This is a genomic window from Microbacterium sp. A84, assembly GCF_051842815.1.
Lineage (GTDB): Bacteria > Actinomycetota > Actinomycetes > Actinomycetales > Microbacteriaceae > Microbacterium.
In genome coordinates, this window is the sequence record NZ_JBPXMS010000002.1 from 246,110 (window position 1) to 272,750 (window position 26,641).

General features: G+C 64.4%; 27 protein-coding genes. 6 read left to right on the forward strand and 21 right to left on the reverse strand.

Annotation, left to right across the window (positions count from 1 at the left end; all coding sequences use genetic code 11):
• Positions 1–86 precede the first annotated feature (86 nt).
• Together ACSU04_RS11545 and ACSU04_RS11550 are read left to right on the forward strand one after the other, a co-directional pair.
• A complete protein-coding gene (locus ACSU04_RS11545; protein ID WP_439289603.1) occupies positions 87–977 on the forward strand; it encodes a LysR family transcriptional regulator in 891 nt (296 codons plus the stop codon).
• A 109-nt stretch (positions 978–1,086) separates the two neighbouring features.
• Positions 1,087–1,434, forward strand: a complete 348-nt coding sequence (locus ACSU04_RS11550) for a hypothetical protein (RefSeq protein WP_439289604.1) — start codon at positions 1,087–1,089, stop codon at positions 1,432–1,434.
• Between the two features lie 30 nt (positions 1,435–1,464).
• Here ACSU04_RS11550 and ACSU04_RS11555 read toward each other — a convergent pair whose 3' ends face one another.
• From ACSU04_RS11555 to ACSU04_RS11580, 6 genes are all read right to left on the reverse strand, one after another.
• On the reverse strand, positions 1,465–1,866 hold the full coding sequence (locus ACSU04_RS11555; RefSeq protein ID WP_439289605.1) for a hypothetical protein: 402 nt from the start codon (positions 1,864–1,866) through the stop codon (positions 1,465–1,467).
• A gap of 133 nt (positions 1,867–1,999) precedes the next feature.
• Positions 2,000–4,243: an arylsulfatase gene (locus tag ACSU04_RS11560; protein WP_439289606.1), complete on the reverse strand. Its 2,244-nt coding sequence runs from the start codon at positions 4,241–4,243 to the stop codon at positions 2,000–2,002.
• Positions 4,244–4,354: 111 nt separating this feature from the next.
• Positions 4,355–5,401, reverse strand: a complete 1,047-nt coding sequence (locus ACSU04_RS11565; protein WP_439284991.1) for an ABC transporter substrate-binding protein — start codon at positions 5,399–5,401, stop codon at positions 4,355–4,357.
• A 73-nt stretch (positions 5,402–5,474) separates the two neighbouring features.
• Positions 5,475–6,308 carry an ABC transporter ATP-binding protein gene (locus ACSU04_RS11570; RefSeq protein ID WP_439289607.1) on the reverse strand — a complete coding sequence of 278 codons (834 nt, stop codon included), beginning with the start codon at positions 6,306–6,308 and terminating at the stop codon, positions 5,475–5,477.
• Positions 6,301–7,119 (reverse strand): ABC transporter permease, encoded by an 819-nt coding sequence (locus ACSU04_RS11575; RefSeq protein ID WP_439289608.1) that lies wholly within the window; start codon positions 7,117–7,119, stop codon positions 6,301–6,303. Before ACSU04_RS11575 ends, ACSU04_RS11570 begins: the two co-directional genes overlap by 8 nt.
• Before the next feature lie 8 nt (positions 7,120–7,127).
• On the reverse strand, positions 7,128–7,943 hold the full coding sequence (locus ACSU04_RS11580) for an ABC transporter permease (RefSeq protein WP_439289609.1): 816 nt from the start codon (positions 7,941–7,943) through the stop codon (positions 7,128–7,130).
• 116 nt (positions 7,944–8,059) lie between these two features.
• Between ACSU04_RS11580 and ACSU04_RS11585 the strand changes: the two genes are divergently transcribed.
• Positions 8,060–9,232 (forward strand): ROK family transcriptional regulator, encoded by a 1,173-nt coding sequence (locus ACSU04_RS11585; RefSeq protein ID WP_439289610.1) that lies wholly within the window; start codon positions 8,060–8,062, stop codon positions 9,230–9,232.
• Positions 9,233–9,353: 121 nt separating this feature from the next.
• Positions 9,354–10,358: an NAD(P)-dependent alcohol dehydrogenase gene (locus ACSU04_RS11590; protein WP_439289611.1), complete on the forward strand. Its 1,005-nt coding sequence runs from the start codon at positions 9,354–9,356 to the stop codon at positions 10,356–10,358.
• Positions 10,359–10,509: 151 nt separating this feature from the next.
• Here the strand turns inward: ACSU04_RS11590 and ACSU04_RS11595 are convergent, their stop codons facing one another.
• The 5 genes from ACSU04_RS11595 to ACSU04_RS11615 are packed head-to-tail and all read right to left on the reverse strand — an operon-like array spanning position 10,510 to position 16,162.
• On the reverse strand, positions 10,510–12,723 hold the full coding sequence (locus ACSU04_RS11595; protein ID WP_439289612.1) for an arylsulfatase: 2,214 nt from the start codon (positions 12,721–12,723) through the stop codon (positions 10,510–10,512).
• Entirely contained in the window at positions 12,720–13,532 is an 813-nt protein-coding gene (locus ACSU04_RS11600; RefSeq protein ID WP_439289613.1) for an ABC transporter ATP-binding protein, read from the reverse strand. Before ACSU04_RS11600 ends, ACSU04_RS11595 begins: the two co-directional genes overlap by 4 nt.
• 38 nt (positions 13,533–13,570) lie before the next feature.
• Positions 13,571–14,359, reverse strand: a complete 789-nt coding sequence (locus tag ACSU04_RS11605; RefSeq protein WP_439289614.1) for an ABC transporter permease — start codon at positions 14,357–14,359, stop codon at positions 13,571–13,573.
• Complete coding sequence (locus ACSU04_RS11610; protein WP_439285008.1) at positions 14,344–15,147, reverse strand: ABC transporter permease; 804 nt, start codon at positions 15,145–15,147, stop codon at positions 14,344–14,346. The genes ACSU04_RS11605 and ACSU04_RS11610 overlap by 16 nt, the downstream gene beginning before the upstream one ends.
• 7 nt (positions 15,148–15,154) lie before the next feature.
• Positions 15,155–16,162: an ABC transporter substrate-binding protein gene (locus ACSU04_RS11615; RefSeq protein WP_439285010.1), complete on the reverse strand. Its 1,008-nt coding sequence runs from the start codon at positions 16,160–16,162 to the stop codon at positions 15,155–15,157.
• A gap of 182 nt (positions 16,163–16,344) precedes the next feature.
• Between ACSU04_RS11615 and ACSU04_RS11620 the strand changes: the two genes are divergently transcribed.
• Together ACSU04_RS11620 and ACSU04_RS11625 are read left to right on the forward strand one after the other, a co-directional pair.
• Positions 16,345–17,364, forward strand: coding sequence for a LacI family DNA-binding transcriptional regulator (locus ACSU04_RS11620; protein WP_439285012.1), 1,020 nt, complete (start codon positions 16,345–16,347; stop codon positions 17,362–17,364).
• 42 nt (positions 17,365–17,406) lie between these two features.
• Positions 17,407–18,780, forward strand: coding sequence for an MFS transporter (locus tag ACSU04_RS11625; RefSeq protein WP_439285014.1), 1,374 nt, complete (start codon positions 17,407–17,409; stop codon positions 18,778–18,780).
• Here the strand turns inward: ACSU04_RS11625 and phnN are convergent.
• The 10 genes from phnN to ACSU04_RS11675 form a co-directional block, all read right to left on the reverse strand.
• On the reverse strand, positions 18,731–19,303 hold the full coding sequence (phnN, locus tag ACSU04_RS11630) for a phosphonate metabolism protein/1,5-bisphosphokinase (PRPP-forming) PhnN (protein ID WP_439285016.1): 573 nt from the start codon (positions 19,301–19,303) through the stop codon (positions 18,731–18,733). The genes ACSU04_RS11625 and phnN overlap by 50 nt on opposite strands.
• Positions 19,300–20,508: an alpha-D-ribose 1-methylphosphonate 5-triphosphate diphosphatase gene (locus tag ACSU04_RS11635; RefSeq protein ID WP_439289615.1), complete on the reverse strand. Its 1,209-nt coding sequence runs from the start codon at positions 20,506–20,508 to the stop codon at positions 19,300–19,302. The genes phnN and ACSU04_RS11635 overlap by 4 nt, the downstream gene beginning before the upstream one ends.
• Entirely contained in the window at positions 20,505–21,158 is a 654-nt protein-coding gene (locus ACSU04_RS11640; protein ID WP_439289616.1) for a DUF1045 domain-containing protein, read from the reverse strand. The genes ACSU04_RS11635 and ACSU04_RS11640 overlap by 4 nt, the downstream gene beginning before the upstream one ends.
• The gene (gene phnL, locus ACSU04_RS11645; protein WP_439285022.1) at positions 21,155–21,871 is read right to left on the reverse strand and encodes a phosphonate C-P lyase system protein PhnL; all 717 of its coding nucleotides are present in this window, start codon (positions 21,869–21,871) and stop codon (positions 21,155–21,157) included. The genes ACSU04_RS11640 and phnL overlap by 4 nt, the downstream gene beginning before the upstream one ends.
• A gap of 2 nt (positions 21,872–21,873) precedes the next feature.
• Positions 21,874–22,650, reverse strand: coding sequence for a phosphonate C-P lyase system protein PhnK (phnK, locus tag ACSU04_RS11650; protein WP_439285024.1), 777 nt, complete (start codon positions 22,648–22,650; stop codon positions 21,874–21,876).
• A complete protein-coding gene (locus tag ACSU04_RS11655) occupies positions 22,647–23,546 on the reverse strand; it encodes an alpha-D-ribose 1-methylphosphonate 5-phosphate C-P-lyase PhnJ (RefSeq protein WP_439285026.1) in 900 nt (299 codons plus the stop codon). Before ACSU04_RS11655 ends, phnK begins: the two co-directional genes overlap by 4 nt.
• On the reverse strand, positions 23,543–24,661 hold the full coding sequence (locus tag ACSU04_RS11660; RefSeq protein WP_439289617.1) for a carbon-phosphorus lyase complex subunit PhnI: 1,119 nt from the start codon (positions 24,659–24,661) through the stop codon (positions 23,543–23,545). Before ACSU04_RS11660 ends, ACSU04_RS11655 begins: the two co-directional genes overlap by 4 nt.
• Entirely contained in the window at positions 24,661–25,284 is a 624-nt protein-coding gene (phnH, locus tag ACSU04_RS11665; RefSeq protein ID WP_439289618.1) for a phosphonate C-P lyase system protein PhnH, read from the reverse strand. Before phnH ends, ACSU04_RS11660 begins: the two co-directional genes overlap by 1 nt.
• Positions 25,281–25,775 carry a phosphonate C-P lyase system protein PhnG gene (phnG, locus tag ACSU04_RS11670; protein WP_439289619.1) on the reverse strand — a complete coding sequence of 165 codons (495 nt, stop codon included), beginning with the start codon at positions 25,773–25,775 and terminating at the stop codon, positions 25,281–25,283. Before phnG ends, phnH begins: the two co-directional genes overlap by 4 nt.
• Before the next feature lie 98 nt (positions 25,776–25,873).
• On the reverse strand, positions 25,874–26,593 hold the full coding sequence (locus ACSU04_RS11675; RefSeq protein ID WP_439289620.1) for a GntR family transcriptional regulator: 720 nt from the start codon (positions 26,591–26,593) through the stop codon (positions 25,874–25,876).
• Positions 26,594–26,641 lie beyond the last annotated feature (48 nt).

Consider the following 26,641-nt stretch of genomic DNA (forward strand, 5'->3'; position numbering starts at 1 on the left):
TCAGTGTGGAGCCGCACTACCCTTCGTGAAAAGCAAGCGTTTACGATAGTTAATATTCGGTTTTCTCGATGATTGTGAGGCGCTCCATGTTCGAGCTTCGACGACTGCGCCTGCTGCATGAATTGGCCCTGCGTGGCACCATCTCGGAGGTTGCCGCAGCCCTCGCGTACAGTCCGTCCACGGTGTCGCAGCAGCTCGCACAACTCGAGCGTGAGGCCGGAGTTTCGTTGCTCGAACCCGACGGTAGGCGCGTCAGGCTCACGACACAAGGGCGTCTGCTCGCCGCGCACGCGGCGCGCGCTCTGGAACTGGACGAGGCCGCACGCGCCGAGCTGTCGTCTTCGCAGCAGATTCAGGAGCGGGTGCGGATCGCCGTCATGCCCACAGCCGCCGAGGCCCTGGTGCCGCCAGCGCTGACCCTGCTCGCCGAGCGGATGCCGGACCTCCGCGTGGAGATGGTGGAGATGGCTCCTGAGGAAGGGCTGTTCGAACTGCAGGCGCGGGGCTTTGACCTCGTGGTCGCCGAGCAATACGCCGGGTACACACGTGAACTGCGCGACGGAATCGATCGCACACTGCTCGGACCTGACCCGGTGCGCCTGGCCGTACCTCCGACATCCTCGGCTACCGAGCTTGCCGACCTGCACGATCGGCCGTGGGTGATGGAACCCAAGGGAGCCGCCGTGCGGGAATGGACGATGCAGCAGTGCCGTGCCGCTGGTTTCGAACCGGATGTGCGATTCGAGGCGACCGACCTGATCGCGCATACGCGCCTGGTCGCCGCCGGTCACGCGGTGGCGATGCTGCCCGATCTCGTCTGGACCGGAGACCGCTCCTCGGTGCGGCTGCTCGAGTTGCCAGGGTCGCCCGTGCGCGAGATCTTCGCGGCGACCCGCTCGTCTTCGCGCGACAACACCGCGGTCACGGCGGTGCTCACTGCAATGACGGAGGCTCTCGCCGCGCACGTGCCTCGGTGAATGGTGCCGCACGAACTCGCCAATGTTTCGCCACGTGTCGCCTGCGTTTTCATGTCGCGCACGCCCGATCTACTCTTGCCAGATCAGTTCCCGACCAGAGGAGATCACCGTGTCCACCCCACTCCACCGCCTTTCACCCCTCGAGGTGACGGAGCGTGCGGCGTGCATGTGCGACCACGGAGATGTCTGCTCTTCATTCACACCGGGCCATGCGCTGCACCTGATCCAGGCACGCCTCGCGTCAGCGACATCCAGCGAATGGGTCGACGGAATCGTCGAATCAGCGGATGCCGTGAGCGGCGACCTGATCGTGCGGGATCTCGACGGCACCGCGCACGCACTGTGGAACGGTTCGGGGGCAGCTCTCGAGGCTGCCGCAGGCACGCCGGTGGCGCTACACCCTCGCTATCACGTGCTCGCCGTCGGGCGCGTGCAGTTCAACGTCGCATCGGTCTGACCCGACTCGCGTTCCGAATGTGAGGGTTGCTCAGGCAGCCGCCATCATCATGTTCTTCATGTCCATGCAGGCGTCCATGCAGGCCTTACAGGACTGAGCACACATCTTGCAGACCTCGCTGTGATCCGCGTGCTCCATGCAGGAGTCCATGCACAGCTGGCACATGGCGATGCAGGCGTCGAGCATCGACATCATCACGGCGGGTGTCATGCCCTGCATCCGCATCATCGATCGCATCATCGTGTTGCACATGTCCGCACAGTTCATACACGCGGGGGCGCAGTCCATCATCTGCACCGAGCAGATAGTGCAAGCCTGCTCGCAGGCGGAGCAGGCATCCATACAGGCCTGCATGACCGCCATATCCATCATTTCCATGCCGGGCATCGACTTCATGTCCTGTGACATGGCGCCCATCATCATCGAGTCCATCGCACACCGCTTCCCTCAGATTCGGGGCGGGCAGGTGACCCGCCTGACGCCAGATTAGTCCTCCGATGCGGTTACGTCGATGGGGGTGGCACAACCGGCGCAATGCCGAATGTGCCACCCCCATCCTCGCCTGTTATTCCGCGGCAATCAGCCTCTGCCAATGCTGTTCCGACATCTCCGGTGCGGCATCCGGAAACTCGATCAGCGCCTCTCGAATCGACCCGGTGAATCGGGCCGGCCGCTCGTACAGCGACGAGACAGGTGACGGATAGTTGTAACCCACCTGCAACGACAGGCAGCCGAGCCCCGCAGGCATGAGCGAGGGAAGCTCCTGCGTCTGAGCATCCACACCGTCATACGCCAAGGTCGCTACGGCCTTGCCCTCACGCCGCTGCAAAGTCAGCGACACTTCGGTGGTGCCCGCCGGTGCGGGAGGCGCACTCACAACGGTGTGTTCCCCCGCCCTGTTCAGGTCGAATACAGCCTTGCCGTCGTCCATGAACAGCACGAATCCGGCTGCGCGACGACCGTAGGAGACAAGCACTCCGCTCTCCTGCCCCACGAAGTTGCTCAGCTGCACGGTGATCCGGAACTCTCGATCACCGAACCCCGGCGCGGCAGATCCATTCGGCAGCCGCGCACCAGGCAGCATCCGATAGCTAGCGCGTTCGCGAACCAGGTCTCGGGACTGCACTCGTGTCTGCATCCGGTCGTCGAGCGGAAGAACGCCGTGCCGCTCCGCTTCTTCCCACCATGCGTCGACGAGGGACTGCGTCAGCTCCGGATGCTGCGCGGAGACGTCCGCGACCTCGTTGAAGTCCTCCCGAATCGCGTACAGCTCCCATCGATCCGCATCGTAATCTGCACCCGGCTCGTGATTCGCGATCGCCTTGTAGCCGTCCTTGACGATGCCCCGGTACCCGGCGGTCTCGAAGTACTGCGTGGACCGGGTGCCTTCGGCATCGGGGTCCGCGAGTGAGTATGCAAGCGAGGTGCCGTCGAAGTCTTCGAACGCCGCACCGCGGAATGACTCGGGAACATCGACGTCGATCGCCTGGAGAATCGTCGGCACGAGATCTGTCACGTGATGGAACTGGTGCCGTACCTGCTCGGCGCGCTGCACATGCCCTGGCCAGTGCACGATGAGAGGCGCGCGAACCCCGCCACCATAGGTGTACTTCTTGTACATCTTCAGCGGCGTGTTCCCTGCCTGCGCCCACCCCGACGGGTAGTGGTTGTGCGTCAGTGGACTGCCCAGGTCGTCGATCATCGCCAGGCTGTCCTCGAAGCGATCCTCGAGACCGAGGAAGTAGCGGTACTCGTTGGCAGAGCCGTGCGGGCCGCCTTCACCACTGGCGCCGTTGTCGGAGAGCAGCACGACGAGCGTGTTCTCCGTCAGCCCCTGTTCCTGAAGGAACGCCAGGAGCCGTCCGATCTGCGCGTCGGTGTACTCCATGAATGCGGCGAAGACCTCTTGCATGCGCGCATAGAGCCGCTTCTGGTCATCACTGAGTCCATCCCATGCCGCTACGCCAGGGTTCGCTGGCGGGAGCTCGGTGCCTTCTGGGACGATCCCGCGCTCGATCTGGCGGCGCAGGATTCGTGCGCGTTCCTCGTCCCACCCGTGGTCGTATGCTCCTTGATATCGGGCGATGTAGTCCTTCGGCGCCTGATGCGGCGCGTGGCCTGCTCCGAACGCAAGGTGGAGATAGAAGGGTCGTTCCGGGGTCGCGCTGACGTGATCTGCGAGGTAGCGTCGCGACCGGTCGACCAGGTCGGCACTCACGTGGTACTCCGGGTCCTCTGGCAACTCGGCGTAGTGCTGGTCCTCCCAGACTTCGGGAGCCCACTGGTCTTCCTCACCACCGAGGAAGCCGTAATACCGGTCGAAACCGCGGCCGGTCGGCCACTGTTCAAAGGGGCCGGCCTGCGTCATCTGCGACGGCGGGGTGAGGTGCCATTTGCCAACGGCATAGGTGGCATACCCCTCCTCTTTGAGGATCTCCGGGAGCATCGGCACTTCGCGCCGTACCGCTCCGCGGTATCCGGGGAATCCGCTGTCGAAGTCCGCGAGGAACCCCACCCCGACCGCATGGTGGTTGCGCCCAGTGAGCAAGGATGCCCGGGTCGGCGAGCACAGGGCCGCGACATGGAAGTTCGAGTACCTCGCGCCACCTTCGGCAAGGCTGTCGATGTGCGGCGTCGCGATCGACGAACCGTAGCAGCCGAGCTGCCCGAAGCCCACGTCGTCCAGGACGATCGTGATGACGTTCGGCGCCCCCTCGCGTGCGCCGCGGGATTGTTCCCACGCCGGAGTCGAGTCGGCGACCGTGCGTCCGATGGTGCCGCCGAAACTCGTGTTCGATTCGTTGCTCATGGTTCTTTCTGTCTTTCCTGCAGAGGATGAAGGACTGCGCCCGCTCTGACACGACGGAGACGGCGAGCATGCACCCGCCGCCTCCGTTTCAGTCGTGGAGTCGCTACGTGCCTACTCGGCGGCGCCGCTCTGCGCTGCCTTCAGCAGAGCAAGCCCTTCCTCGAGCAGATCGTCGATGGGCGGGGCCTCCGGGTAGACACCCGCGTTGACGAAGAACTCCGCGCTCGCCTTGAGCGCGTCGCTCGTCTCTCCCGACTCGACCCCACCGATGGCCTCGTCGATGTCGAACCAGGTGCGCGCGGTGACCTCCCACTCGGCCTGCTCCTCCGAACCGGTAATGGCGTACGTCTCGTAATAGTCGAGCATGTACGCGACGGCCTTCTCATGGTTCTCCGTGATGAACGCAGTGGCCCGTGTCGTGGCACGCACAAATGCCTCTGCATCCTGCGGACGTTCCTTCAAGAACGTCGGCGTCACCACGATCGCCGATGTCACTGCCACGCCCGCTTCCTCGGCGTCGCACACCGGCACGTAGGTTTCCGGGTCCTCGAGGAGCGGCCAGGCCGGGGTGACCCAACTGTTGACGACGTCGACCTGCCCAGAGATGATCGCCTGCACAACGGCGCCGCCATCCAGCGGGACCATCTGAACGTCCTCAGCAGGAACGCCTAGCCATTCCGCGCATCCGCGCATCACCTGCTCGGCAAGTGAGTTCTGCGAGGTTGCGACGGGGTGCGTGCGCAACACCTCGGCCGGGTCGGATCCCTTCAACACATCAGCGGTCATGAACATGATGTGGTTCGGGTCTTCACGCATCATGAGCCCTGCGGGGATTAGACCAAAGGTGTTCGCACCGGTGAGGGCTGGCGGGGCACCGAGCCATCCGGCCTGCCATTCATTCGCTGCCCCCGCAGCCAGTGACGCCGGGCCGCTCGCATAGTTCTCAATCGTGACGTCGAGCCCTTCATCCTCGAAGAAGCCCTCCTCTTCGGCGATGAAGAACGGCAGGCCCGCACCGTTCGGCTGCGACGCGAGCGTGATCTTCGCGGGGCCATCCTGCTCGTCAGCGCTGGGTGAGGATGTGCAGCCGGCGAGCGCGACCGCGAGGGCGGTCGATGCGCCGAGTACCGCGACGGTGCGGCGGGTGAGGTGCTTCATGTTGTTCGTTCTCCATTCGGGGTGGGTATCGCAGGTGCGCTCCGTGAGCGGGTGGCTCACGGCATGCGCAGTCTCAATTTCCGTGCAGGTGCTGCCAGATGCGTTCGCGGAGCGAGTTGAAATCGGAGTCGCTCATCGCGGTCTCGATCGACATGCCCTTCCACGCGCTGTTCGGATCGACCCGGTACTCGTGGGCGATGCGTCCCGGTCGCGCAGACATCACGATGATGCGGTCGCCGAGGTAGACGGCTTCTTCTACGCTGTGCGTGACGAACAGGATCGTCGAACTGATGCGCGCACGCAGCTTCGCCATCTCGTCCTGCATCCGCGTACGGGTCTGCGCATCAAGTGCGCCGAACGGCTCATCCATGAAGAGCAGCGGTGGCTCCAGCACGAGGGCGCGGGCGATCGCGACACGCTGCTGCATGCCGCCGGAAAGTTCGCTCGGGTACGCGCCCTCGAACCCGGTCAGCTTCATGTTCTCGACCTGCTCGGCAACCGGAGCCACGCGATCGTTCTTGCGCACCCCCCTCGCCTTCAGTCCGAAGCCGATGTTCTGCTCGACCGTCATGTTCGGGAAGAGTGCGAACTGCTGGAAGACGACGCTGCGGTCTGGGCCAGGCTCTGTCGCCAGCTTCCCATCGACAAAGATCTCGCCCTCGGTGGCCGACTCCAAGCCACTCGCGATCATCAGCAGTGTGGACTTGCCACAGCCCGACGGCCCGACAATCGTGACGAACTCGCCCTCCGCGACATCCAGATCCGTCGGAGAAAGCGCATCGACTTCTCCCCGTTTTGTCTGGAACCGCTTCGTGACGCCGCGCACGGAGAGTTTTGCTGTGGGCTCACGTCGATCAGTCATCGTCGTTTCGAACCTTTCCTGTGTGATTTCGCGCTGGTCAGTCATTGCTTTTCCTCCAGGGTGTGGAGCGGCGTCCGACGATGTTGACGATCCAGTCGATCAACGCACCGGTGATCCCGATCGCGATCATGCCGGCCATCACGACACGGACATCGCCCGTTTCTTGCCCTTGGATGATGAGGAATCCGACGCCTTGGGTGCCACCGATCATCTCGGCGGCCACCACAGCCATCCAGCCGTTGCTCACTGCGACGCGGATTCCGGTGAAGATCGACGGCACGGCGACCGGGGTGAGCACCTGAGTGATGAGTCGGACGGGGCCAGCACCGAGGTTGATCGCGGCTCGCGGCAACCGCGGGTCGACGTTCACGATGCCGACCTGAGTGCTGATGACCACGGCCGGGAAAGCGGCGACGAAAACGATGAAGGCGGCGCTTGTCTGCCCCGTTCCCATCCACAGGATCGCCAGCGGGATCCACGCGAACGGCGGGATGTAGCGGAGGAACTCGAACATGGGTGTGAATGCCTCACGCACCCAGGTGATCGCACCGAACGCGATGCCGATCGGCACGCCGATGACGACCGCGATCAGGAATCCAGTGCCCCATCGCGTCAATGATGACAAGACGTGCGCTGGCAGGCTCAGACCGGCGAGCGGCTGCACCATGAGGGAGAAGAAGGTTTGCGCCACCTCGACCGGCCCAGGCACGAGGTGCGGGCCGATGACGAGGCTGGCCGCCGCCCAGACGAGGAGGAACAGGGCGAGGGAGACGATCACCCAGAGCGGCGAAACCGCCGTAGATGAGCGCTTCGCGATCGGACGAATGATCGAACGTGTCGTCGTCAGAGAAGTCATGCCGGGCCTCAGTTCTTCGCCCAGGGCGCGATGACCTTCGACAGGCGGAGCATCAACGCCGAGAAGAGAATGCCGAGCGCTCCGATCACCGCCATCGACGCGAGCATGGTCGGGGTGTCCAGGGCTCTGGACGAGTTCAGTGCCATAAAGCCGAGCCCCGCCGTCGCGGCAAGGAGCTCGGCCGCGATGAGCGCCGTCCAGGCATTGCCGAGGGCGATACGAGCTCCGGCAAGCAAGGTGGGAAGGCAGGCGGGGAGAACAACGCTGGTGAGCGTCCGTCGCCCTGCGCCGAGCGTTTTTGCCGCGCGTAGAAGCAGCGGGTCCACGGAACGCACGGCATCCATCGAGTTCACCGTCCACGGCACGAAGGCTGCGATGAACACGATGAACACTCGCGCGCTGTCATCGATGCCCAGCCACACGAGCGCGATGGGGATCCACGCGATGGGAGAGATCGATCGGAGCATTTGGAAGATGGGGAACGTGAGGTTTCGCACGGTCGCTGACCAGCTGATGCCCACGCCGAGGATGATGCCGAAGACGCCTGCCAGCAGCCATCCGGACAGCACGATCTGCACGCTCGACCAGGCGTGACCCCAGATGGTCTCCCCGAGATACGGTGTGGTGCTGAGTGTGACGATGCGCTGGAACACGGCCTCCGGGCTCGGCAACGAAAGCGGAGACACCAGATGCAGCTGTGTCGTCGCGAGATGCCAGAGGAGGATCGCGGCGACAGCCGCGCCCGCTCCCACCAGCACTCGTCGGCGGATGCTGCTCGTTTGCGTCAGCGCATTCACGCGCCTCAGCCGAGCACCCTTGCTCATCATCACGACTCCCTCTTGTTGTCTTCGGAGTGACGTTTATGATGAAAGCACACATATCTTGTCTACGGCAAGTTATTGTAGATCTCACTCCCATCACGAACCGGAAGAACGAGATAATGGCCGTTATGAACCTCGCCGCAGTAGCTCGTGCTCAAAACGCCGCGCGCGTGCTGCGCCCCACAGAGGTCCGCGGTACGAATTCGTCTGTGATCCTGCGCCTGCTGATCGAGAATGGTCCGATGCCCCGCGCCGAGATCTCCACGATTCTGGGGCTGAGCCAAGGAGCCGTCACCCGAATCGTCGCCGACCTCGCAGAGCAGGGCCTGGTCGAAGAGGGCGCCAGCGTGAGCGCGAACTCTCCCGGTCGACCGCGCGTGCCTGTCGGCATCATTGCGGAATCACGTCTGAGCGTCGGCGTGCATATCGGTGTCCACTTCATCCATGCGGCGCTCACCAACCTCGGCGGGGAGGCTGTCGAGAGCCGGCGAATCGCACATGACGGCACCCCCGAGAACGTGATTGCGCTCTGCGCCGAACTCATCGATAAGTTGCGCGCCCTCGCGACAGCACCCCTGCTCGGGATCGGCGTGATCTCCGGCGGGTGGGTCGAACCTGAGACCGGCATCATCCACCGCCATGGCCTGCTGAATTGGCGCGACGTGCCGCTGCGAGCGGAGCTCACGCGACGCACCGGCGTGGACGTTCTGGTCGAGACCAGCGCTCGCGCTCACGCAGTGGCCGACATTCTGTATGGCAACGCACACGGCCATGCCGACTTCGCCCACGTCTTCATCGGGCACGTCGTAGAGGCATCGCTGGTCGTCGGCGGACGAGTGCACGCCGGGCCACATGGACTCGGTGGCGCTCTCGCAAGCTGGGTCGTCGACGACGGAACAGGGCGCGTGAGCACTGCAGGAAAGGTTGTCAGCGACGGTGCAGTGATCGCCAAGGCGGAGGCCTCCGGGCTCGTCCCGGCAGGCTCCTCCTTCGAGGATGTCCTCGCGCTCGCCACCGAGTCCACACCGGAATCCGATGCGGCGACGGCATTGCTACATGAGCGTGCGTATCGATCGGGGCAACTCACCGCAGCACTCACCGACCTGGTGGGCATCAGCCTGCTCATCTTCAGCAGTGGTGTCGTCTCCTTGGAGTCATCCATCGATCACATTCGAGCTGGCATCGAGCACGCTCGGCCCGGTTTGCCCGTCCCCGAGATCCGCACCGAAGCGAACCTCGGCGCAACACTGACGAGGGCTGCGTCATCCGTTGTTCTCACGACAGTTCTCTGACGATCAAGGCGCAAAATCACGCGGAAACGGTGCCGGATTGACAGCCGCAACAGTCGCAGGGAATACTCGGCTTGAACGTCGAATAGATCGATCTACTAATACTGGTCACGGAGGACCCGAAATGACGACACGAGCAGCAGTGATGCCCCACCTCGGCACGATTGAGATCCAGAATCTCCCAGACCGTGCGCCCAGCGGCAGAGAGGTCGTCGTTCGCATCGAAGCGGTCGGAATCTGTGGCTCGGATGCCGCGTACTACAAGGTCGGATACATCGGCGACTGGGTCGTGGACGGACCGATTGTGCTGGGCCATGAGGCTGCCGGACGCGTCGAGGCCATCGGCTCCGACGTCACGCAGGTCGCCATTGGTGACCGCGTCGCGATTGAACCGGGTTCGCCCTGCCGGGACTGCGAAGACTGTCTCGCTGGTCGCTACCATCTCTGCCCCGATCTGGTCTTCCTCGCGACTCCCCCGTACGACGGCGCTCTGCTGGAAAAACTCGTCATAGATGAACGCAACCTCTTCGCGATCCCCGACACGATGAGCTTCGAGGAGGGCGCAATGTGCGAACCCCTATCGGTCGGAATCTGGGCGTGCAAGCGGGCCTCGCTGACGCCGGGAGATCATGTGCTCGTCTCCGGCGCCGGGCCCGTCGGAATTCTCGCTGCTCAGGCCGCGCGTGCGTTCGGGGCAGCATCCGTCACCCTGGTCGATGTGTCCGAGTTCCGTCTCGGCGTCGCAAAGGAACTAGGCTTCGATACCGAGCACAGCAATGCACCCTCCGAGCGGCGCTTTGACGTCTTGCTCGAATGCGCTGGAGCCCCTGGTGTGCTGGCCGCGGGGCTTGCCCGGTTGCGCACCAATGGCAGGGCCGCGATGGTCGGGATGCCGAAAGAAGCGGTCTCGCTCCCCCTGTCGAACCTCAACGACAAAGAGCTCACGATCAGCCTCGTGAACCGCTACTCCCACACGTGGCCGATGGCCATCGAGCTCATTGCATCGGGCCGCGTGCGAGTAGACACCCTGATCACGCACCACTTTGGGCTCGACGGCACCGAAGAAGCACTGACGCTGGCGAGCCGGGTTCCCGACTCACTGAAGGCGATCATCCACCCTCAGCAGTAAGCCTTCCCACAAAAAATCGCCGTGCCGCGGAGTCCTGTTCAGGACTCCGCGGCACGGCGATNACCGCCCCCCTCAAGAGGAAACCTCCCCCCAAAAAACCCCCTTTCCCGGGGCTCCTTTTCCAGACCCCCGCGCCACGGCGATTTAGATCTTAGCTGTCGAGAAGCTCGACGACGACCTCGTCGAATCCGCCCTCGAACGCGAACTCTCCCTGACCATTGAGCCGAACCGGCGAAAGCCGATCCGCACCAATGTCGAGCCCCTGGAACGAGACGAAATACTCGAACGCCTCCTCCAAGCGCAGCACGCCAGATTCGATGTCATCGATATACAGCGACGCCGTTCCCCCGGTCCCGTGCTCATCGATAACGAAGCGCATCCGTAGACGACTCGTTCCCGCGGGCACTGGAACGTTGGATCGAAGGATCTTGTGGTCGCCATAGTAATTGAAGTCGTACTCGAAATGCCCGTCGCGGATCAGCAGCGCATACCCACTGTTCCAGCTGCCGTGCGCGAGGAGCACGCCTTCCTCGGTACCCGTCGGACGTTCGACCGTCGTAGAGACCTCGAAGGAGCGGCCAGGAACGGGCGGAGCCGCACCGTTGCCGATGTGTTGCACACCCTTCAAGTAGGCAAACCGCTTCCGGTCTCGCGGCGAATGAGGACTGAATTTGGCGTTGGCTCGCTGAGCGAAGCCCCGGTCATCTAGCGGCAGCACCGCGTTGTTCCGCGCCTGCTCCCACCAGTCTTCGATAAGCGCGCGGAGCCGCTCAGGGTGAACCTCCGCCAGATCGTGCGTCTCGGAGAAGTCCTCTGCGAGGTTGTAAAGCTCCCACCGATCGGTCTCGAAATCAGCGCCGCGCACATGGAAAGCGACAGCCTTCCAGCCGTCCTTCCAGATCGCGCGATGCCCCAGCGTCTCGAAGTATTGGGCACGCGTCTCGGACTCGGTTCCACCACCTTCAAGCGCCTGGAGTAGCGACCGACCATCGATCGGACGCTGCGAAAGTCCGCGGCGAACGGTAGGCGCCACCAGCTCCAGGTGTTCCAGAACGGTTGGCACGATGTCGGTCACGTGCTGGAAGCGCTCAAGCTTCACACCTCGAGGGATACTGTCTGCCCCCTGGGGAAGGCGGATGAGCGCCGAGGTACGGATGCCGCCGGCATGCGTGTTCTGCTTGTAGCGGCGTAGTGGGGTGTTCCCTGCCTGCGCCCACCCCAACGGATAATTCACCTGAGTCGAGGAACCATCGATGAGGTCCATCTTGGCGATGACCTCTTCGAGATCGGGGAAGTGCCCGTTCTCATACTGGGTGGTGTTGAGCACTCCGTGTGGGCCGCCTTCCTGGCTGGCCCCGTTGTCGGCGAGGAGAACGACGAGGGTGTCGTCGAGCCTGCCAATCTCTTCAATTCCGGCCATGAGTCGCCCGATCTCGAAGTCGGTGTGCTCCAGGAATCCAGCGAACACCTCCTGGAAACGCGCATAAGCCTTCTGCGCGTCGGGGGCGATGTCATCCCAGGGCTGCACGTCGTCGTTGCGCGGCGGAAGTTCCGTACCCTCGGGGATCACACCGGTTTCCAACTGCCGCTGATACCGCCGTTCCCGAATGACATCCCAGCCCTCTTCGTATGCCCCGCGATACCGCTCGACAAACTCACGCGGTGCTTGGAACGGCGTGTGCGTGGCGCCGAGGGCGAAGTAGAGGAAGAACGGCTTCTCCGGCGTGATCGACGTCTGGTCGCGGATGAACTCAATCGACTTATCGACCAGATCGGTCGTGAGGTGGTAGCCCTCTTCAGGCGTCGCCGGTGGCGGAACAGGGTGGTTGTCGTAGTACAGCTCCGGGTGGAACTGATCGGTGAGACCCTCTAGGAACCCGTAGTAACGCTCGAATCCGCGCGCGAGTGGCCACTGATCGTAGGGACCGGATGCGGTGGTCTGATCCATCGGAGTCAGATGCCACTTACCCACAGCCATCGTGTTGTAGCCCTGGTCGACCAGCATCTCGGCGAGGGTCGCCGAGTCGTGGCCAATGCGACCGCGGTATCCGGGGAAGCCATCGTCGACGTGGGAGAGGTATGCCATGCCAACCGCATGGTGGTTCCGGCCCGTCAGAAGGCTTGCCCTAGTAGGCGAGCACAGCGCTGTGGCGTGGAAGTTGGTCAGCTGGGTGCCATCCGCGGCGATCGCATCCATAGCTGGCGTCGAGATCTCCGAGCCGTAGCATCCGAGGCTGCCGAAACCGAGGTCATCGAGAACGATGAAGACGACGTTGGACTTGCCCGTCGCCTGCGCTTGTTCCTGCCACCAGGCTTGAGAATCACGGTAAGTGGTACCGATCGTTCCGCCGAACTGCACGCTCATCGGTGTGCCTCTCCAACGCCGAGGTCCTCGAGGATGCGGGAGAGCTTGTCGGCATAGGACGGGCTCGACTTGTCGCGATCGGCCTCATCGATATCGATGATCGTCTTGATGCCCGCAGGCCGCGTGGACAGCACGACGACCTGATCGCCGAGAGTGATCGCCTCGGATACATCGTGGGTCACGAGGATGACGGTGGGCTGGACCAGCTCCAGCATGCGCCGAAGCTCGCCCTGAAGGGTAATTCTGGTGAACGCGTCGACAGAGGCGAACGGCTCATCAAGCAAGAGCAAGCGCGGCTGGAGCGCGAGCGCACGCGCAATGCCGACGCGCTGTGCCATACCGCCGGAGAGCTGGCGCGGGTACGCGCGTGCATAGTCGGCGAGGCCGACCTTCGCGAGAAAGTCGTGTGCCAGCTTCTTAGCTTCAGCGCGCTTGTGGCCTCGCACCTCCAGGCCGACCGTGATGTTGCGTTCCACGGTCATCCACGGGAAAAGTCCCGGCTGTTGGAATGCCATGCCTAGGTGGTTGGTCGGGCCGAGCTTGACCGGCTCTCCCTCCCAATAGAGCGTGCCTTCTGTGGGCGCCATAAGCCCCGCGGCAAGGCTGAGGAAGGTGCTCTTACCGCAACCAGACGGGCCGACGAGAGAGATCACAGTGCCGGGAGCGGCGGTGAAAGTGAGATCGTGCAAGATCGGGGTGTTGCCCGAGGATGCTGACGGGTTCGCGTATGCGAAGGAGACGTTCTCCGCCCGCAGTTCGCCGGAAACGGCCCGAGAGCTGTCGGATCGGAGTGAGGAGTTACTGGACATGGAAAGCTTTCTTGTCTGGAAGGGCGGAGCGCAGCGCACTACGCGTCGTAGTTGACCTTGGAGGACGTGGCCAGCCCGATGAGCCAGCTCACCGCGGCACCGACGAGTCCGATGACGACCATCGCGGCGATAACAACCGCGGTATCGAGAGACGACGAGGCGTTGATGATGATGAAGCCAAGACCGGCACTCGATCCGACGTATTCGGCAGCGACGACGGCGATCCAGCCGAGACCGGCTGCAGCGCGTGATGCGTTGAGAATCGAGGGCGCTGCGGCGCGGAACTGCACCTGGAACAGCGACTGCCACCGCGACATGCCAAGCATCGTGGCGACGCGCAACAGGGTCGAATCGACATTGCGCACAGCATCCGTTGTGGAGACGAGCATGACAAAGAACACCGCGTATGCGACGAGGAAAACCTTGCCGCCGATGCTCGTGCCGAACCAGAGGATCGTCAAGGGGATCCAGGCGAACGGCACGATGAAGCGCAGGGTCTCGATGACTGGATTCAGCGCGAGCGCCAGCCGGGGAAGAGCGCTCAGCACGAGACCTGCGACCACTCCCGCGCTCACACCCACCAAGAAGCCGAGGATGAACTCAAGGACGCTTACGCCGAGGCTGTTCCAGAATGGCGCGGTCGCGATCAGGGCGAAGAACGCCTGAACCACGTCGGTGACAGTCGGAAGCACAACGACCGGAACGCCACTCAGCGCTACCGTCGTCTGCCAAATCACGAGGACGATTGCTAGCCCGAGGATCCCCGGCCAGGCGCGGCCAATCCATCCGTTCATTGCTTTCCGCCGCACTGCTACGCGTTCTTCCATCGCTGGGCTCCCTTCAGGGCAAGGCTGTACAGACCGTTGAGGATGAGGCCGACGGCGCCGAAACACAGCATGAGCGCCATGACCGTCGGGATGTCGTACCCCTGTTGAGCGCGGACCAGGCTCTTGCCAAGTCCGCTGTCTGCCGCGATGAGCTCAGCGATGATCACTGTTCCCCAGCCGGCGGTGAGCGCGACTCGGAGCCCGATCAGCACCTCGGACATCATCGATGGAAGCACGAGGAATCGCATCTTCTGCCAGGTGCCCATGCCGAGCATTGTCGCCGACTTCTCCAACGTCGACGGGATTCTGCTGGCCCCGTCAACGGCATAGACAATCACGACAAGGTAGACCGCAAGGCCGACCAAGAAGAGCTTGCCCGAGTAGCCGAAGCCGAACCAGACGATGGCCAGCGGAATCCACGCGATGCTCGACACGGGGCGGATCATCTCGATCACCGGCAGGAACATCCTTCCGAGCAGGGTGATCCTGCCGAGAAGGAGTCCGGTGAGGACGGCAGCTGCAGCACCTAGTGCCCAGCCGCCGATAAAGACCCCAAGACTGCTTGCCAGGTCGGTGAGCAGCGACTTTTGCGCGTACTCGACGAGAGCCTGGACGACCTGAAGAGGGCCGGCCAGCTTCGAGATGCGACCACCGCTGGTATCCAGAACCGCGGCGATGAGCGCCCAGACGGCGATGAAGCCGACAACGCCAATCCCGCCCCACAACCAGGGACTGTCACGTCGAGAGGTAGGCCTGATGGCCGTCTCGATTGCTTTCGTATCCGACATCTGGTGCTCAGTCCTCCAGAGCGCGTTCTGCGAACTCAGTGTTCACAAACTCGGTCACAAACTTCGTCAGGTCGATGGTCTCGTTCGGAGCGAAGCCCAGGTCCTGCGCGAGCTCGGCGACCGTGGCAAGACCATCAACGTCGGGAACGTAGCTGCTTGCGACTCCGACAAGGCCGTTGTCGAAGGAGTACTCGACCGCTGCGACGTCAACGCCGGCAAAATCTGCCATCAACTCGTATGCGTCGGCCGGTGAGTCCTTGATGACGTCTGTTGCTGCGAACTGTGCGCGAAGCACCTCAACAACGGCGTCAGGGTGCTTCTTCGCAAAGCTCTGCGACACGATGAAACCGTCGCCAGGAGCATCCGCACCCAGCACATCAGAGCCGGTGAAGAGAATCTCGCCGATGCCCTTGAGTACCATGTCTGCGGCGTATGGCACATAGGTTGCGGCTACATCGACGTCGCCCGATTCGAGCACGCCGACCATGCCGGGGCCCGTGCCAGAGACGAAGTACTCATTTCCGCCGGGTTCGATGCCGGCGCTCTTGAGACCAATTTCGAAGAACAGCGTCGACGCGGTCTTCGGGCCGCTTACGACAACCTTCTCCCCCGCGAGATCTTCAATGGACTTGATTCCGCTGTCTGCGCCGACGATAGTCACGTTGGCGTTCACGAACGACTGGCCGACGAAGAATGCGGCATCCGGTGACTGCGAGAAGATGACCGTGGCTGAGGCGCTGTTGCCCCAGGTCATGTCGAGCTGGCCTGCTGCGAGGGCACTTGCAGCGCCGGGCAGTCCCTGGGTGATCTCCACCCAGTTCACGTCATAGCCGAGGTCGGCCAGCAGATCTTGATCCTGCATGATCGGCACCGGCGAAACCACCGGGAAGTACCCGATGTTCAGCGTGGTGCGTTCTGGTTGATCTGCTGCTGGGGTTGTCGACGCGCAGCCTGCGGCTGCGAGGACGACGACGGCGCCGATTGCGGCAGCCATCAACGAACGAGACTTGAGCATGTGCTCTCCTTTGAACGATTCCGTCTCACCTGAAAGTGGTTTACGATGATCTAGTAGATCCATCTACTAGATCGATCTACTGCACACTACGACAGCCACTCTCAGCTGTCAATATCACGCAGCTTTACGACAACGAGGCCCTAGGCTGTGGGGATCGCCGACTACCGATGGAGGACAGACGAATGGCTCGAGTAACGCTCAGCGATGTCGCTGAACGAGCCGGCGTCTCCCGAGCCAGCGCATCGCTCGTGCTCCGCGGAACGGGAAGCCTCACCGACGAGACACGCGATCGAGTGCGTGCAGCGATGGATGACCTTGGCTACGTCTACCACCGCGCAGCGGCGGCGATGCGGACAAGCCACACGCAGTCAATCGGCCTCATCGTGCCAGACGTCTCAAATGGCTTCACGGCTGAAATGACCGTCGCCATTGAACGACTCTTGGGCGACGCCGGTCACGTCACGTTGGTTGCAAACTCCCTTGAGGATGCCGATCGACAGGATCTCCTGCTCAATTCCATGCTCGAGCGGAACGTCGATGGACTCATCGTGGTGCCCGCAGCTGGCACCAGCGCGGTGTTTGCTCAACGGCTGATCGATGTTGCCCTCCCCGTTGTGATCGCAACGCGCGACATCGGCGCATCAGACCTGCCGTACGCCGGGATCGATAACCTCTCCGGCGGCCGAATGGCCGCGACCCACTTGCTCCAGCACGACGTCAAGACTGTTGGCTACCTCGGCGGCGACGCGATACTTACCCCCCGGCGCGACCGCGTGCGCGGAGCGCAAGAGGCACTTTTGGATGCAGGCGCGCAGCTTGTGTTCGACCTCGCTGGTCCCGTCAGCGGAGAATGGGGTCGGGAGATCGCGCACGGTCTCGCGATCCGGAATGAGCTGCCAGACGCGATTATCTGCCACAACGACATCGTTGCCTTCGGCGTCTTCCGGGCGCTGCGCGAGCTCGCCGTGGAGCCGCGCAGAATTCCGCGCGTAATCTCCTACGACGAGGTCGCCGCGGCCGCGCTATGGGAACCACCGTTGACCACGGTGGGAGCGCGTGGAAAGGATGTCGGTGCGCGGTGCACGGAGGTCTTACTCGCTCGCATGCGCGACCCGAAGGGGATACCCGCGGTCGACCTAATCTCCCCCCACCTGGTCGTCCGCGAGTCTTGCGGATGCGTTGCGGAGTCCCCGCGAGCTTAAGCAGAGTCGAACACGAGGCGGGAAGAAAGTAGTCTCAGTCTCGTGACCTCGTTCACCGCACTCCAGCGCCTCGTGATCTCGATCGCGGTCCTGGCATCCTTCGTCACCTTCCTCGACGGCACGGTTGTCACGGTCGCGCTTCCTGCGATCAGCGATGAGCTCGGCGGCGGAATCACAACGCAGCAGTGGGTCGTCGATGCGTATCTCATCACGCTCAGCGCGTTGATCCTGCTGGCGGGTTCACTCTCGGATGCCTACGGTCGCGTTCGCATCATGCGCATCGGACTCATCGCCTTCGGCGTGGCCTCGATCGCGGTGGCGGCCGCGCCGGAACCGATCACGCTCATCATCGCCCGTGCCGCCCAGGGCGCTGCCGGAGCACTGCTCGTACCCAGCTCGCTCGCGCTGATCATGACAGCGATGCGGGGCGAACTGCAAGCGCGCGCGATCGGTATGTGGACGGCATTCACCACCGGTGCACAGCTCGCCGGCCCGCTGCTGGGAGGGCTGTTCGTCGACCTGCTGTCGTGGCGGTTCGTGTTCCTCATCAACGTCGTCCCCATCGGCATCACGCTCATGCTGCTCGCACGTCTTCGCCTTCCGGATCAGCCCCGCGGCACGCGCGTGGACTGGTGGAGCGGAATGCTGTGCGCACTGGGCCTCGGAGCCGCGGTGTTCGCACTCATCGAACAACCGAACCTGGGTTGGGGCTCTCCCACCATCTGGCTCCCCGGAGTGGGCGGCATCCTGCTCTTCGCCGCATTTCTGGTGCGCCAGCGGTACTCGAGCGCGCCCCTGATGCCACTTTCACTGTTCCGCGCCCGCAACTTCGCGTGGGGCAACCTGGCCACGCTGTTCATCTACGCGGCACTGTCGCTGAACGGCTTCGTCATTGGCGTCTACCTGCAGGAGGGTGCCGGTCTCAGCGCGACCGCGGCGGGGTTGGCGAGCCTGCCGATCACGATCCTGATGATTCTCCTCAGCTCCCACGCGGGCGCCTGGGCGGGCAAGCTCGGACCGCGCCTGTTCATGACGGTGGGTCCGCTGCTCATGGCTGCGGGTGCACTGCTGCTGCTCACGGTCTCGAGCAGCTTCAACTACTGGTGGCAGGTGCTGCCGGCGATGATCGTCATGGGTTTGGGCCTGTCGCTGACGGTCGCACCGCTCACCTCTGCGGTACTCGGCGCGATCGACGAGAACCGCTCCGGCATCGCATCCGCCGTCAACAACGCCATCTCCCGCGTCGCCGGACTCATCGTCGTCGCAATGCTGTCGACGATCGTCGGGGGAATGCTCGATCTCGATGGATTCCACAGTGCGGCCTGGGTGACGGCTGCACTCATGGCGCTCGGCGGGATCGTGTCGTTCATCGGGATCCGTCGAGAGCCTTCTGCTCTTCCAGCACATCCCGCATGAAGGCGATGAGAGTGTCGCCGGCATCCGCCAGCGGCCCGTCGTTGACGATCTCGAGGTCGACCGGCTGATCGGGAGCGGGATCGGCTCGGTGCAGCCGCGCCAGCGCCTCGACGGAGTTCTCCCGCCCGCGGGAAAGGATGCGTGCCTTGCGCACCTCGTCGGGGACCGTTACGCGCACGACACGGACGCACGGGAAGGCAGATTCGAGGCCAGACAGCGCGCCCCGTGACACGTTGACGACCGCCACTGCCCCGTCGCGCACCGACTCGGCGACGGGATTCGGGACGCCGTATCGGAGCCCGTGCGCCGCCCACCACATCGCGAATCCGCCTGCACGCTCGAGCGATGCGAACTCCGCTTCGGTGACGGGTTGGTGGTCTTCCCCTGCGCCGGCGGGCCGGGTGATCACGCGGCGGGGGAAGACCACTCTGGTGTTGCCGGCGTAATGATCGCGGGCGACGTCGATCACGGCATCCTTCCCGGCTCCGCTGGGGCCGACGACGGCAACGAGTGCTCCGTTCATGCCACCCTCACCCCTTCACGCCACACGCCGCGCACGATCGGAACCGGTGCACCCGATGGGTGGTGCGCGCTCGCCGCCAACTCGTGAACATGCACCCGCACGAGGTCGGCCCGAAGGCCCACCGCGATGGTTCCGCGATCGTGCAGACCGATGGCCCGAGCGGGATTGGCGCTCACGAGCGCTGCCCCCTGCGAGAGGGTCACATCGCCATTCGCGACGAGAGCGAACACGGCCTGCAGTGGACTTGCCGGCACGTAGTCGCTGGAAAGGATGTCGAGCAGGCCGTGCCTCAGCAGTTCGGCGGCCGCGACGTTGCCGGAGTGCGATCCACCGCGCACGATGTTCGGCGCGCCCATGACCACGAGCTGACCCGCCGCCCGCGCCGCCCGCGCGGCCTCGACGGTGGTGGGGAATTCCGAGATCCGCACGCCGAGCTCGGACGATTCAGTGACATGAGCGAGCGTCGCGTCATCGTGCGCGGCCATCGTAATGCCCCGCGCCGAGGCGCGTCGTGCCATCTCGCCACGGTGCGCGTCGGCATACAGCGCGCTGCGCTCATGCAGATCGACTACGTGCGCCTCGAACTGCGCGTCGGAGAAGCTGTGCTTGCCGACCATATAGGTGCGGAACGCCTCGACGTCGGCGTACTGGCGCTGACCTGGCGTGTGGTCCATGAGCGATACGAGACGCACGCGCTCATGGCCGCCGATCCGTTCGAAGACGTCGACGACGTCGTACGTCGAGACCTCGCACCGCAGGTGCACGAGATGATCGGCCCGCAGCAGTCCGGCGTCCGCCGCATGCACGATGGCCGCGACCAGGATGTCGGCCTGCGCCGCCAAGCCGGCCTCATCGGGGCTGCCCCCGATCCGCAGCGCATCCAGCACTGTCGTCATTCCGGATGCCGTCATCTGAGCGTCATGCGCGATCACCGCCGGAATCGGATCCCAGAATCGCTTCGGCCTCGGCTGGAAGTGCCCCTCTACCTGGTCGGTGTGCAGCTCGACGAGACCGGGCATCAGATAGTCGCCGCACATGTCCTCCCCCGGACCGTCAAGACCACCCGGACCGGTCAGGACGCCATCGAGCGCGCTGTCGGAGGGGACGACGTCGACGATCACGCCGTCGATCATCCGGACGGATCCGTGGACCACCTCGTCAGCGAGCACGATCTGGGCGTTGCGGAGAATGGTGTCGGTCGTCATGCGATCTCCTGGAAGGGGTGGATTGAGTGGATGCCGAAGGGCTGTCCACGGTCGGGTTCGACGAAGACGGCGAGGGAAGTGAGCGGGATATCCGCACCCTCGAAGGCGGCGAAGTGCCGCCCGATCGCGGCGTCGATGTCCGCGGCCGGACCGTCGAGGGCATCGGTGAGCGTCAGATGGAAGCGGAACTCGTCGAGCGCGAACGGATAGCCGTACTCGTGCAGAATCTCCCGCTGCCGCGCGGTCAATCGCTCGGGCCTGCGCCGTGCAATGTCGGAATCGGTGAGCGGCGCACGGAACGGTTCAAACGTGCGGACGACGTCGGCGGCGAGCGCATTCGTCTCGACAGCATCGCCCCCGAGCACGAGAGCGCGGAAGGAACCGATCGAGGCAGCACGCAGATCGGGCAGCACGATGGATCGGCGCGTGCTCGCGAACGCCGACACCGCCGCCGCGAGATCGGAGATCGTCACACCGGAAGCGAGTTCGAACGGAGCCTTGAGCGTGGCGTGGAAACCGTAGCGACGTGCATCCACGGTGATGCCGGGATGCTCCGAGTACCAGCTCTCGACGGCGTCGCGCAGCCGAACGGCCACAGTCGGCGCCCCCTGATCCAGACCAGGCACCGCGTACACGGCGCAGCGTGTCATGCGGCAACCTTCTGACGCGTGGGCGTGAACGCCGCGACATCCACAACGAGATCGGCGACGGCATCGCGGACGTCGTGGTCGTGGAAAATCGCGAGGATTCCGGTGCCTGACGCAAGGCGCTCACGGATCATCTCGATCACGACGCCGCGGTTGCGTGCGTCGAGCGACGCGGTGGGCTCGTCGAGCAGCATCAGTGGGCGGGTGGTCGCGAACCCGCGGGCGATGTTCACGCGCTGCTGCTCACCGCCGGAGAACGTGGCGGGCGGCAGGTTCCACAGCCGCTGTGGGATGCTGAGGCGTTCGAGCAGCTCTCCGGCGCGCTCCCGGGCGGCATCCCGCGATACTCCGTGTTCGGTGAGCGGCTCCGCCACGATGTCCAGTGCCGCCACGCGGGGCACCGAGCGCAAGAACTGACTCACGTAGCCCATCGACTCCCGGCGCACCGCGATGACCTCACGCGGTGCCGCGCTCGCCAGATCGACGTGCCCATCTCGATGACGCACGACGATACTGCCGCGGTCGACGGCGTAGTTTCCGTTGACCATCTTCATGATGGTGCTCTTGCCCGCGCCGGAATCGCCGCCGAGCACGACGCACTGTCCACGCGGCACATCGAAGGAGACGTCTTTCAGCACGGGCACTTGGGCGTCCTGCAGATGCAGGGTGAAGGTCTTGGCGACTCCGTCGACGCGGAGAGCGGGTGTGTCGGTCATGGTCATCCTTGCAGGATCGAAGAGACGAGCAGCTGGGTGTAGGCGGCCTGGGGGTCATCGAGCACGCGGTCAGTGAGCCCAGATTCGATCACCCGGCCGTCCTTCATCACGAGCGTGCGGTGGGAGATGAGCCGGGCCACGGCGAGGTCGTGCGTCACGATCACGACCGCGAGGCCGAGGTCGGCGACGAGCGAGCGGATGAGATCGAGCAGACGAGCCTGCACCGAGACGTCCAGGCCGCTGGTGGGCTCGTCCATGAAGACGAGCTTCGGCCCGAACACGAGGTTGCGGGCGATCTGCACGCGCTGGCGCATACCGCCCGAGAAGGTGGCTGGCGTCTCATCCATGCGTTCTCGCGGGATCTCCACACGCTCCAGCCAGTCCGCCGCCTGCGCGCGGATCGTGCCGTAGTGGCGTTCGCCGTTCGCCATCAGCGGTTCGCCGACGTTGCCGCCGGCTGAGACGTGCATCCGCAGTCCGTCCGCGGCGTTCTGGTGCACGAAGCCCCACTCGGTACGCCAGAGACGGCGCACCTCGCGCTCCGACAGGGAAGACAGCTCGACAAGCTCGTCACCGGTGCGGTAACGGATCGATCCCTCGTCGATGCTCAGTCGCTGCGACAGCATCCCCAGCAGGGTGGACTTGCCCGAGCCGGATTCCCCGACGACGGCGAGCACTTCGCCCGGCCACAGGTCGAAGTCGACGCCTCGGCATCCAAAGCGCTCCCCATACCGGTGGCCTGCGCCGGTGACGCTGAGCAGTGGCTGATCGGTGTTCATACCGGGACCTCCTCGTTCTGGCGGCCGGTGATCGCGGCCGGAATCCGACGGTCCGCGTTCGCAGCCGCTGTGCGCTCGCAGTGGTCGGTATCGCTGCATGCGAACATCGCCCCTCCTGCGTCGTCGATGATGATCTCGTCGAGATAGACGCCCTCTGATCCGCAGATCTCGCACGGATCCTGGAAGCGCTGGGGTTCGAAGGGGAAATCCTCGAACCCGAGCGACTCGACGTCGGTGTACGGCGGGATGGCGTAGATGCGCTTCTCACGGCCGGCGCCGAACAGCTGCAGCGCGGGGCTCTGGTGCATCTTCGGGTTGTCGAAGCTCGGCGTCGGCGACGGCGCCATCACGTAACGTCCGTTCACCATCACCGGGTAGTCGTACGTCTTGGCGATGTGACCGTAGCGCGCGATGTCCTCATAGAGCTTGACGTACATCAGTCCGTATTCCTCGAGGGCATGAAGGCGACGCGTCTCGGTCTCACGTGGTTCGAGGAATCGCAGCGGCTCGGGAATCGGCACCTGAAAGACGATGATCTGGCCATCGACGAGAGGTGTCTCGGGGATGCGGTGGCGGGTCTGGATCAGCGTCGCCTCATCCGTGCGCGTCGTCGCCTGAGCGCCAGCGACCTTCTCGAAGAACTGCCGGATCGACACGGCGTTGGTCGTGTCGTCGGCGCCCTGATCGATCACCTTCAGCGTGTCGGACTTGCCGATCACCGACGCGGTGACCTGCACCCCACCCGTGCCCCAGCCGCGCGGCATCGGCACCTCGCGCGAGGCGAACGGCACCTGGAACCCGGGGATCGCGACGCCCTTCAGCAGTGCGCGCCTGACGACGCGCTTGGTGTGCTCGTCGAGGTATCCCTCGTTGTAGACGATGCGCGGCTCGCTCATGATGCGTCCTTCCCGGCGGCTGCACGCCGCTCCTCGAATTCCTGGTTGAGGCGACGGATGAGTCCGAGTTCGGCCTGGAAATCGACATAGTGCGGCAGCTTCAGGTGCTCGACGAAGCCGGCGGCCTGCACGTTGTCGCTGTGCGCGATCACGAATTCCTCGTCCTGAGCGGGTGAGACCTCGCGCTCGCCGAACTCGTCTTTGCGCAGCGCGCGGTCCACGAGCGACATCGACATCGCTTTGCGCTCGGCACGCCCGAAGACCAGTCCATAGCCGCGGGTGAACTGCGGCGGCTGCTCAGCCGTGCCGACGAACTGGTTCACCATCTGGCATTCGGTGACCTCGATGCGGCCGATCGGCACATCGTGGCCGATTTCTGGGGCCTCGAACGATACCTCGACCTCGCCCACGCGCACCTCGCCAACAAACGGATGCGTGTTGCCAAAGCCGCGCTGGGTCGAATAGCCCAGCGACAGCAGGAAACCTTCGTCGCCTCTGCTGAGAGCCTGCAGTCGTTCGGCACGCGTCATCGGGAACGTCGTGGGTTCGCGGGTGAGATCGGCAGGATCCGGATCCTCCCAGCCTTCGGCTGGACGGTCAGGTTCAATGAGCGCGCTCCGGCCGAGCAGATCGGTGACACGCGGCATCGCTGCGTCGAAATCGAGCTCGGGGTCGAGCTCGGGATCGAGCTCCACATCGGGTTCGGTGATCGTCGGCGTCGGGAGCTCGTCGGCCAGCAGACGGTGCGTGTAGTCGAACGTGGCACCCAGCTGCTGTCCGCCCGGGATGTCTTTGAAGGTCGCCGAGATCCGCCGCTCAGGCGGAAGACCGGACGTGTCCAGGGCGTGCGTCACGCCGAAGCGTGGCAACGTCGTGCGGTAGGAGCGAATCAGCGTGACCGCTTCGAGCACGTCGCCCTGCGCCTGCAGGAGCGCCTTCGCCGCCAGGTCGGGATCGTACAGCGACCCCTCTGCCATGACTCGGGAGACCAGCACACCGAGCTGGTCTCGCACCTGGTCGTAGGCGATGCGCTCCGTGTCGCCCGCTCCCCGTTTGGCCAATAGGGCGTGGGCGTTGGCGATCGCCTTCTCGCCACCCTTCACTGCCACGTACATCAGCGGCTCTCCTTCAGTGCAGTGGTACGCGGCAGTCCGCGCACTTCGTCTTCACCGGCGAGGATCAGGTCGACCCCGCGCGGGTAACGCCTCGTGTTGGCATCCCATGTCTCGAGGAAGCCCGGTCGTTCGGGTGAGGATGCCGGCAGGCCTGCGCCGTCCCAGCAGACCTCTCCGTTGATGCCAGGACCGGACGCCACGAAAGAGCCGGTCGACTCAGCGCCTGCCGCGTCGATGATGACCGTCGCGGACAGATGCGGCTCCTCGTCGCTTCCCTGACGCAGGTCACTCAGCGACGGCACGGCCGACGGCCCGGATGCAACGCAGAACAGCGCATCGTGCGCATCTTCCACGATCCGCGCGCCGGTGTGGAAGCGGATCCACGTCTCGACGTCGCCGGTTCCGCGTAGTGCGGGGTCCAGCCAGATCGGAGTCTGCTCGTCGCAGAGCGTCAGAACAAGCGCTCCGACCGTCGGGCTCAATGGCGCGGGTGGCACCATGCCGGCGCGGACCGGCTGTGCGAGCGTCGGGCGCGCGAGCGCTGCAAGTGCAGCACGGAAGATTCGCTGCGCGTCGTTGACCGGATCTGCGAGACCCGGCGTCTGGATGGCGGTGACGTTCACTCGTCTTCCTCCTCGTCCGGCCCGAAGCCGTCGTTCTCTCGTGCGACGGTGAAGAAGTCCACGACAGTGGCCCGCTCCTCCCGACGCTTCTGGTGATCGTGTGCCGTCTGCCCCCGTTCGAGAGGCTCGATGACCTCCGCCATCACCCGGTCGCGAGCCGCGGATTCCAGCATCCCCTCGAAGATTGCGGCGAGCGCGGCGTGCTCCGGATGGCTGCCGAGAACATAGGCCGAACCGACAGCCTCGTCGGAGCCGCTGCGCACGGCGACCGTCGCCCTGGTGGCGGTGGCTTCGCCGAGATGGAAGCGATCGCCGGTGCCGCCGATACGGCCCTGCACCATGACCAGGCCAGATTCCGGACCGCGCAGATATTCGATCTGAGGACGATCGGTCCACGTGCGCCAGAGATCGGCGAGTTGGGCTTCGGTCGCGCCGACGAGGACGCGTGCGGTGCGGCGTCGTTCCTCGGGATTCCGTGCGTTCGTGTTCATGCCTCCACTGTCCGGCGTGGAAGTGGCCCAGACCGGATGCTTCAGTTACCGGCAGGTGAACCGTTTGGTAAACGACTGGTGACTTGTCGCGCAGTCGGCTAGTGCGCCGTGGATGCCGCAGCATCCCGCCCGTCGAACTCGATGACGACGCGAATGCGGTCCTGGCGCATCCAAGACCGACTGAACATCAACGGCGCGCCTCCGACACCGTCGCGGGTGAGGGTCTCCAGACACCACACCGGGGCGGGTGCGCGCAGCTCGAGCCGTTGCACCACCAGCGCGGGTGGCAACTCGGTCGACACCCGCGACCAGGCGCGGGTCGGGTCACGGTGGGAGCCGCGCAGCACTTCGGTCAGCGATTCGATCGCGCGCAGACTCACATCGACGTGATCGAGGATGCCTGGGCGAATCCACTCCTCGCCACACATCGCCGGCTGATCGTCGATGTACCCCACCCGTACGAGGCGCATGCAGCTCTCGCCCGCCGGAACATCAAGGTGTGCGGCGATGTCTGCCGGGGCGTCATGAATGCCGGCATCCAGAACGAAGGTGCGTGCTTCGGCTCCGGCGCGTTGAACAGTGTCATGCAGCGACGGTGCAAGGCCGGGCGAGAGGAGATAGTCGATCCTCCTGTTCACGAACGTGCCGGATCCGTGCACCCGCCTCAGGAGGTACCGATTCTCGAGCTGCTCGATCGCCCGCCGAACTGTACTGCGCGTCGCGTTGAACCGGCCCATCAGCTCATGCTCACTCGGCAGCCGCGCCCCGGGAGGCAGCTGTGCCACTTCTTCTTCCAGCGCCGCCACGATATCGAGCATGTCGGCCAGAATACGAAGCTACGGTGAACAGCAGGTGACTCAGGATCC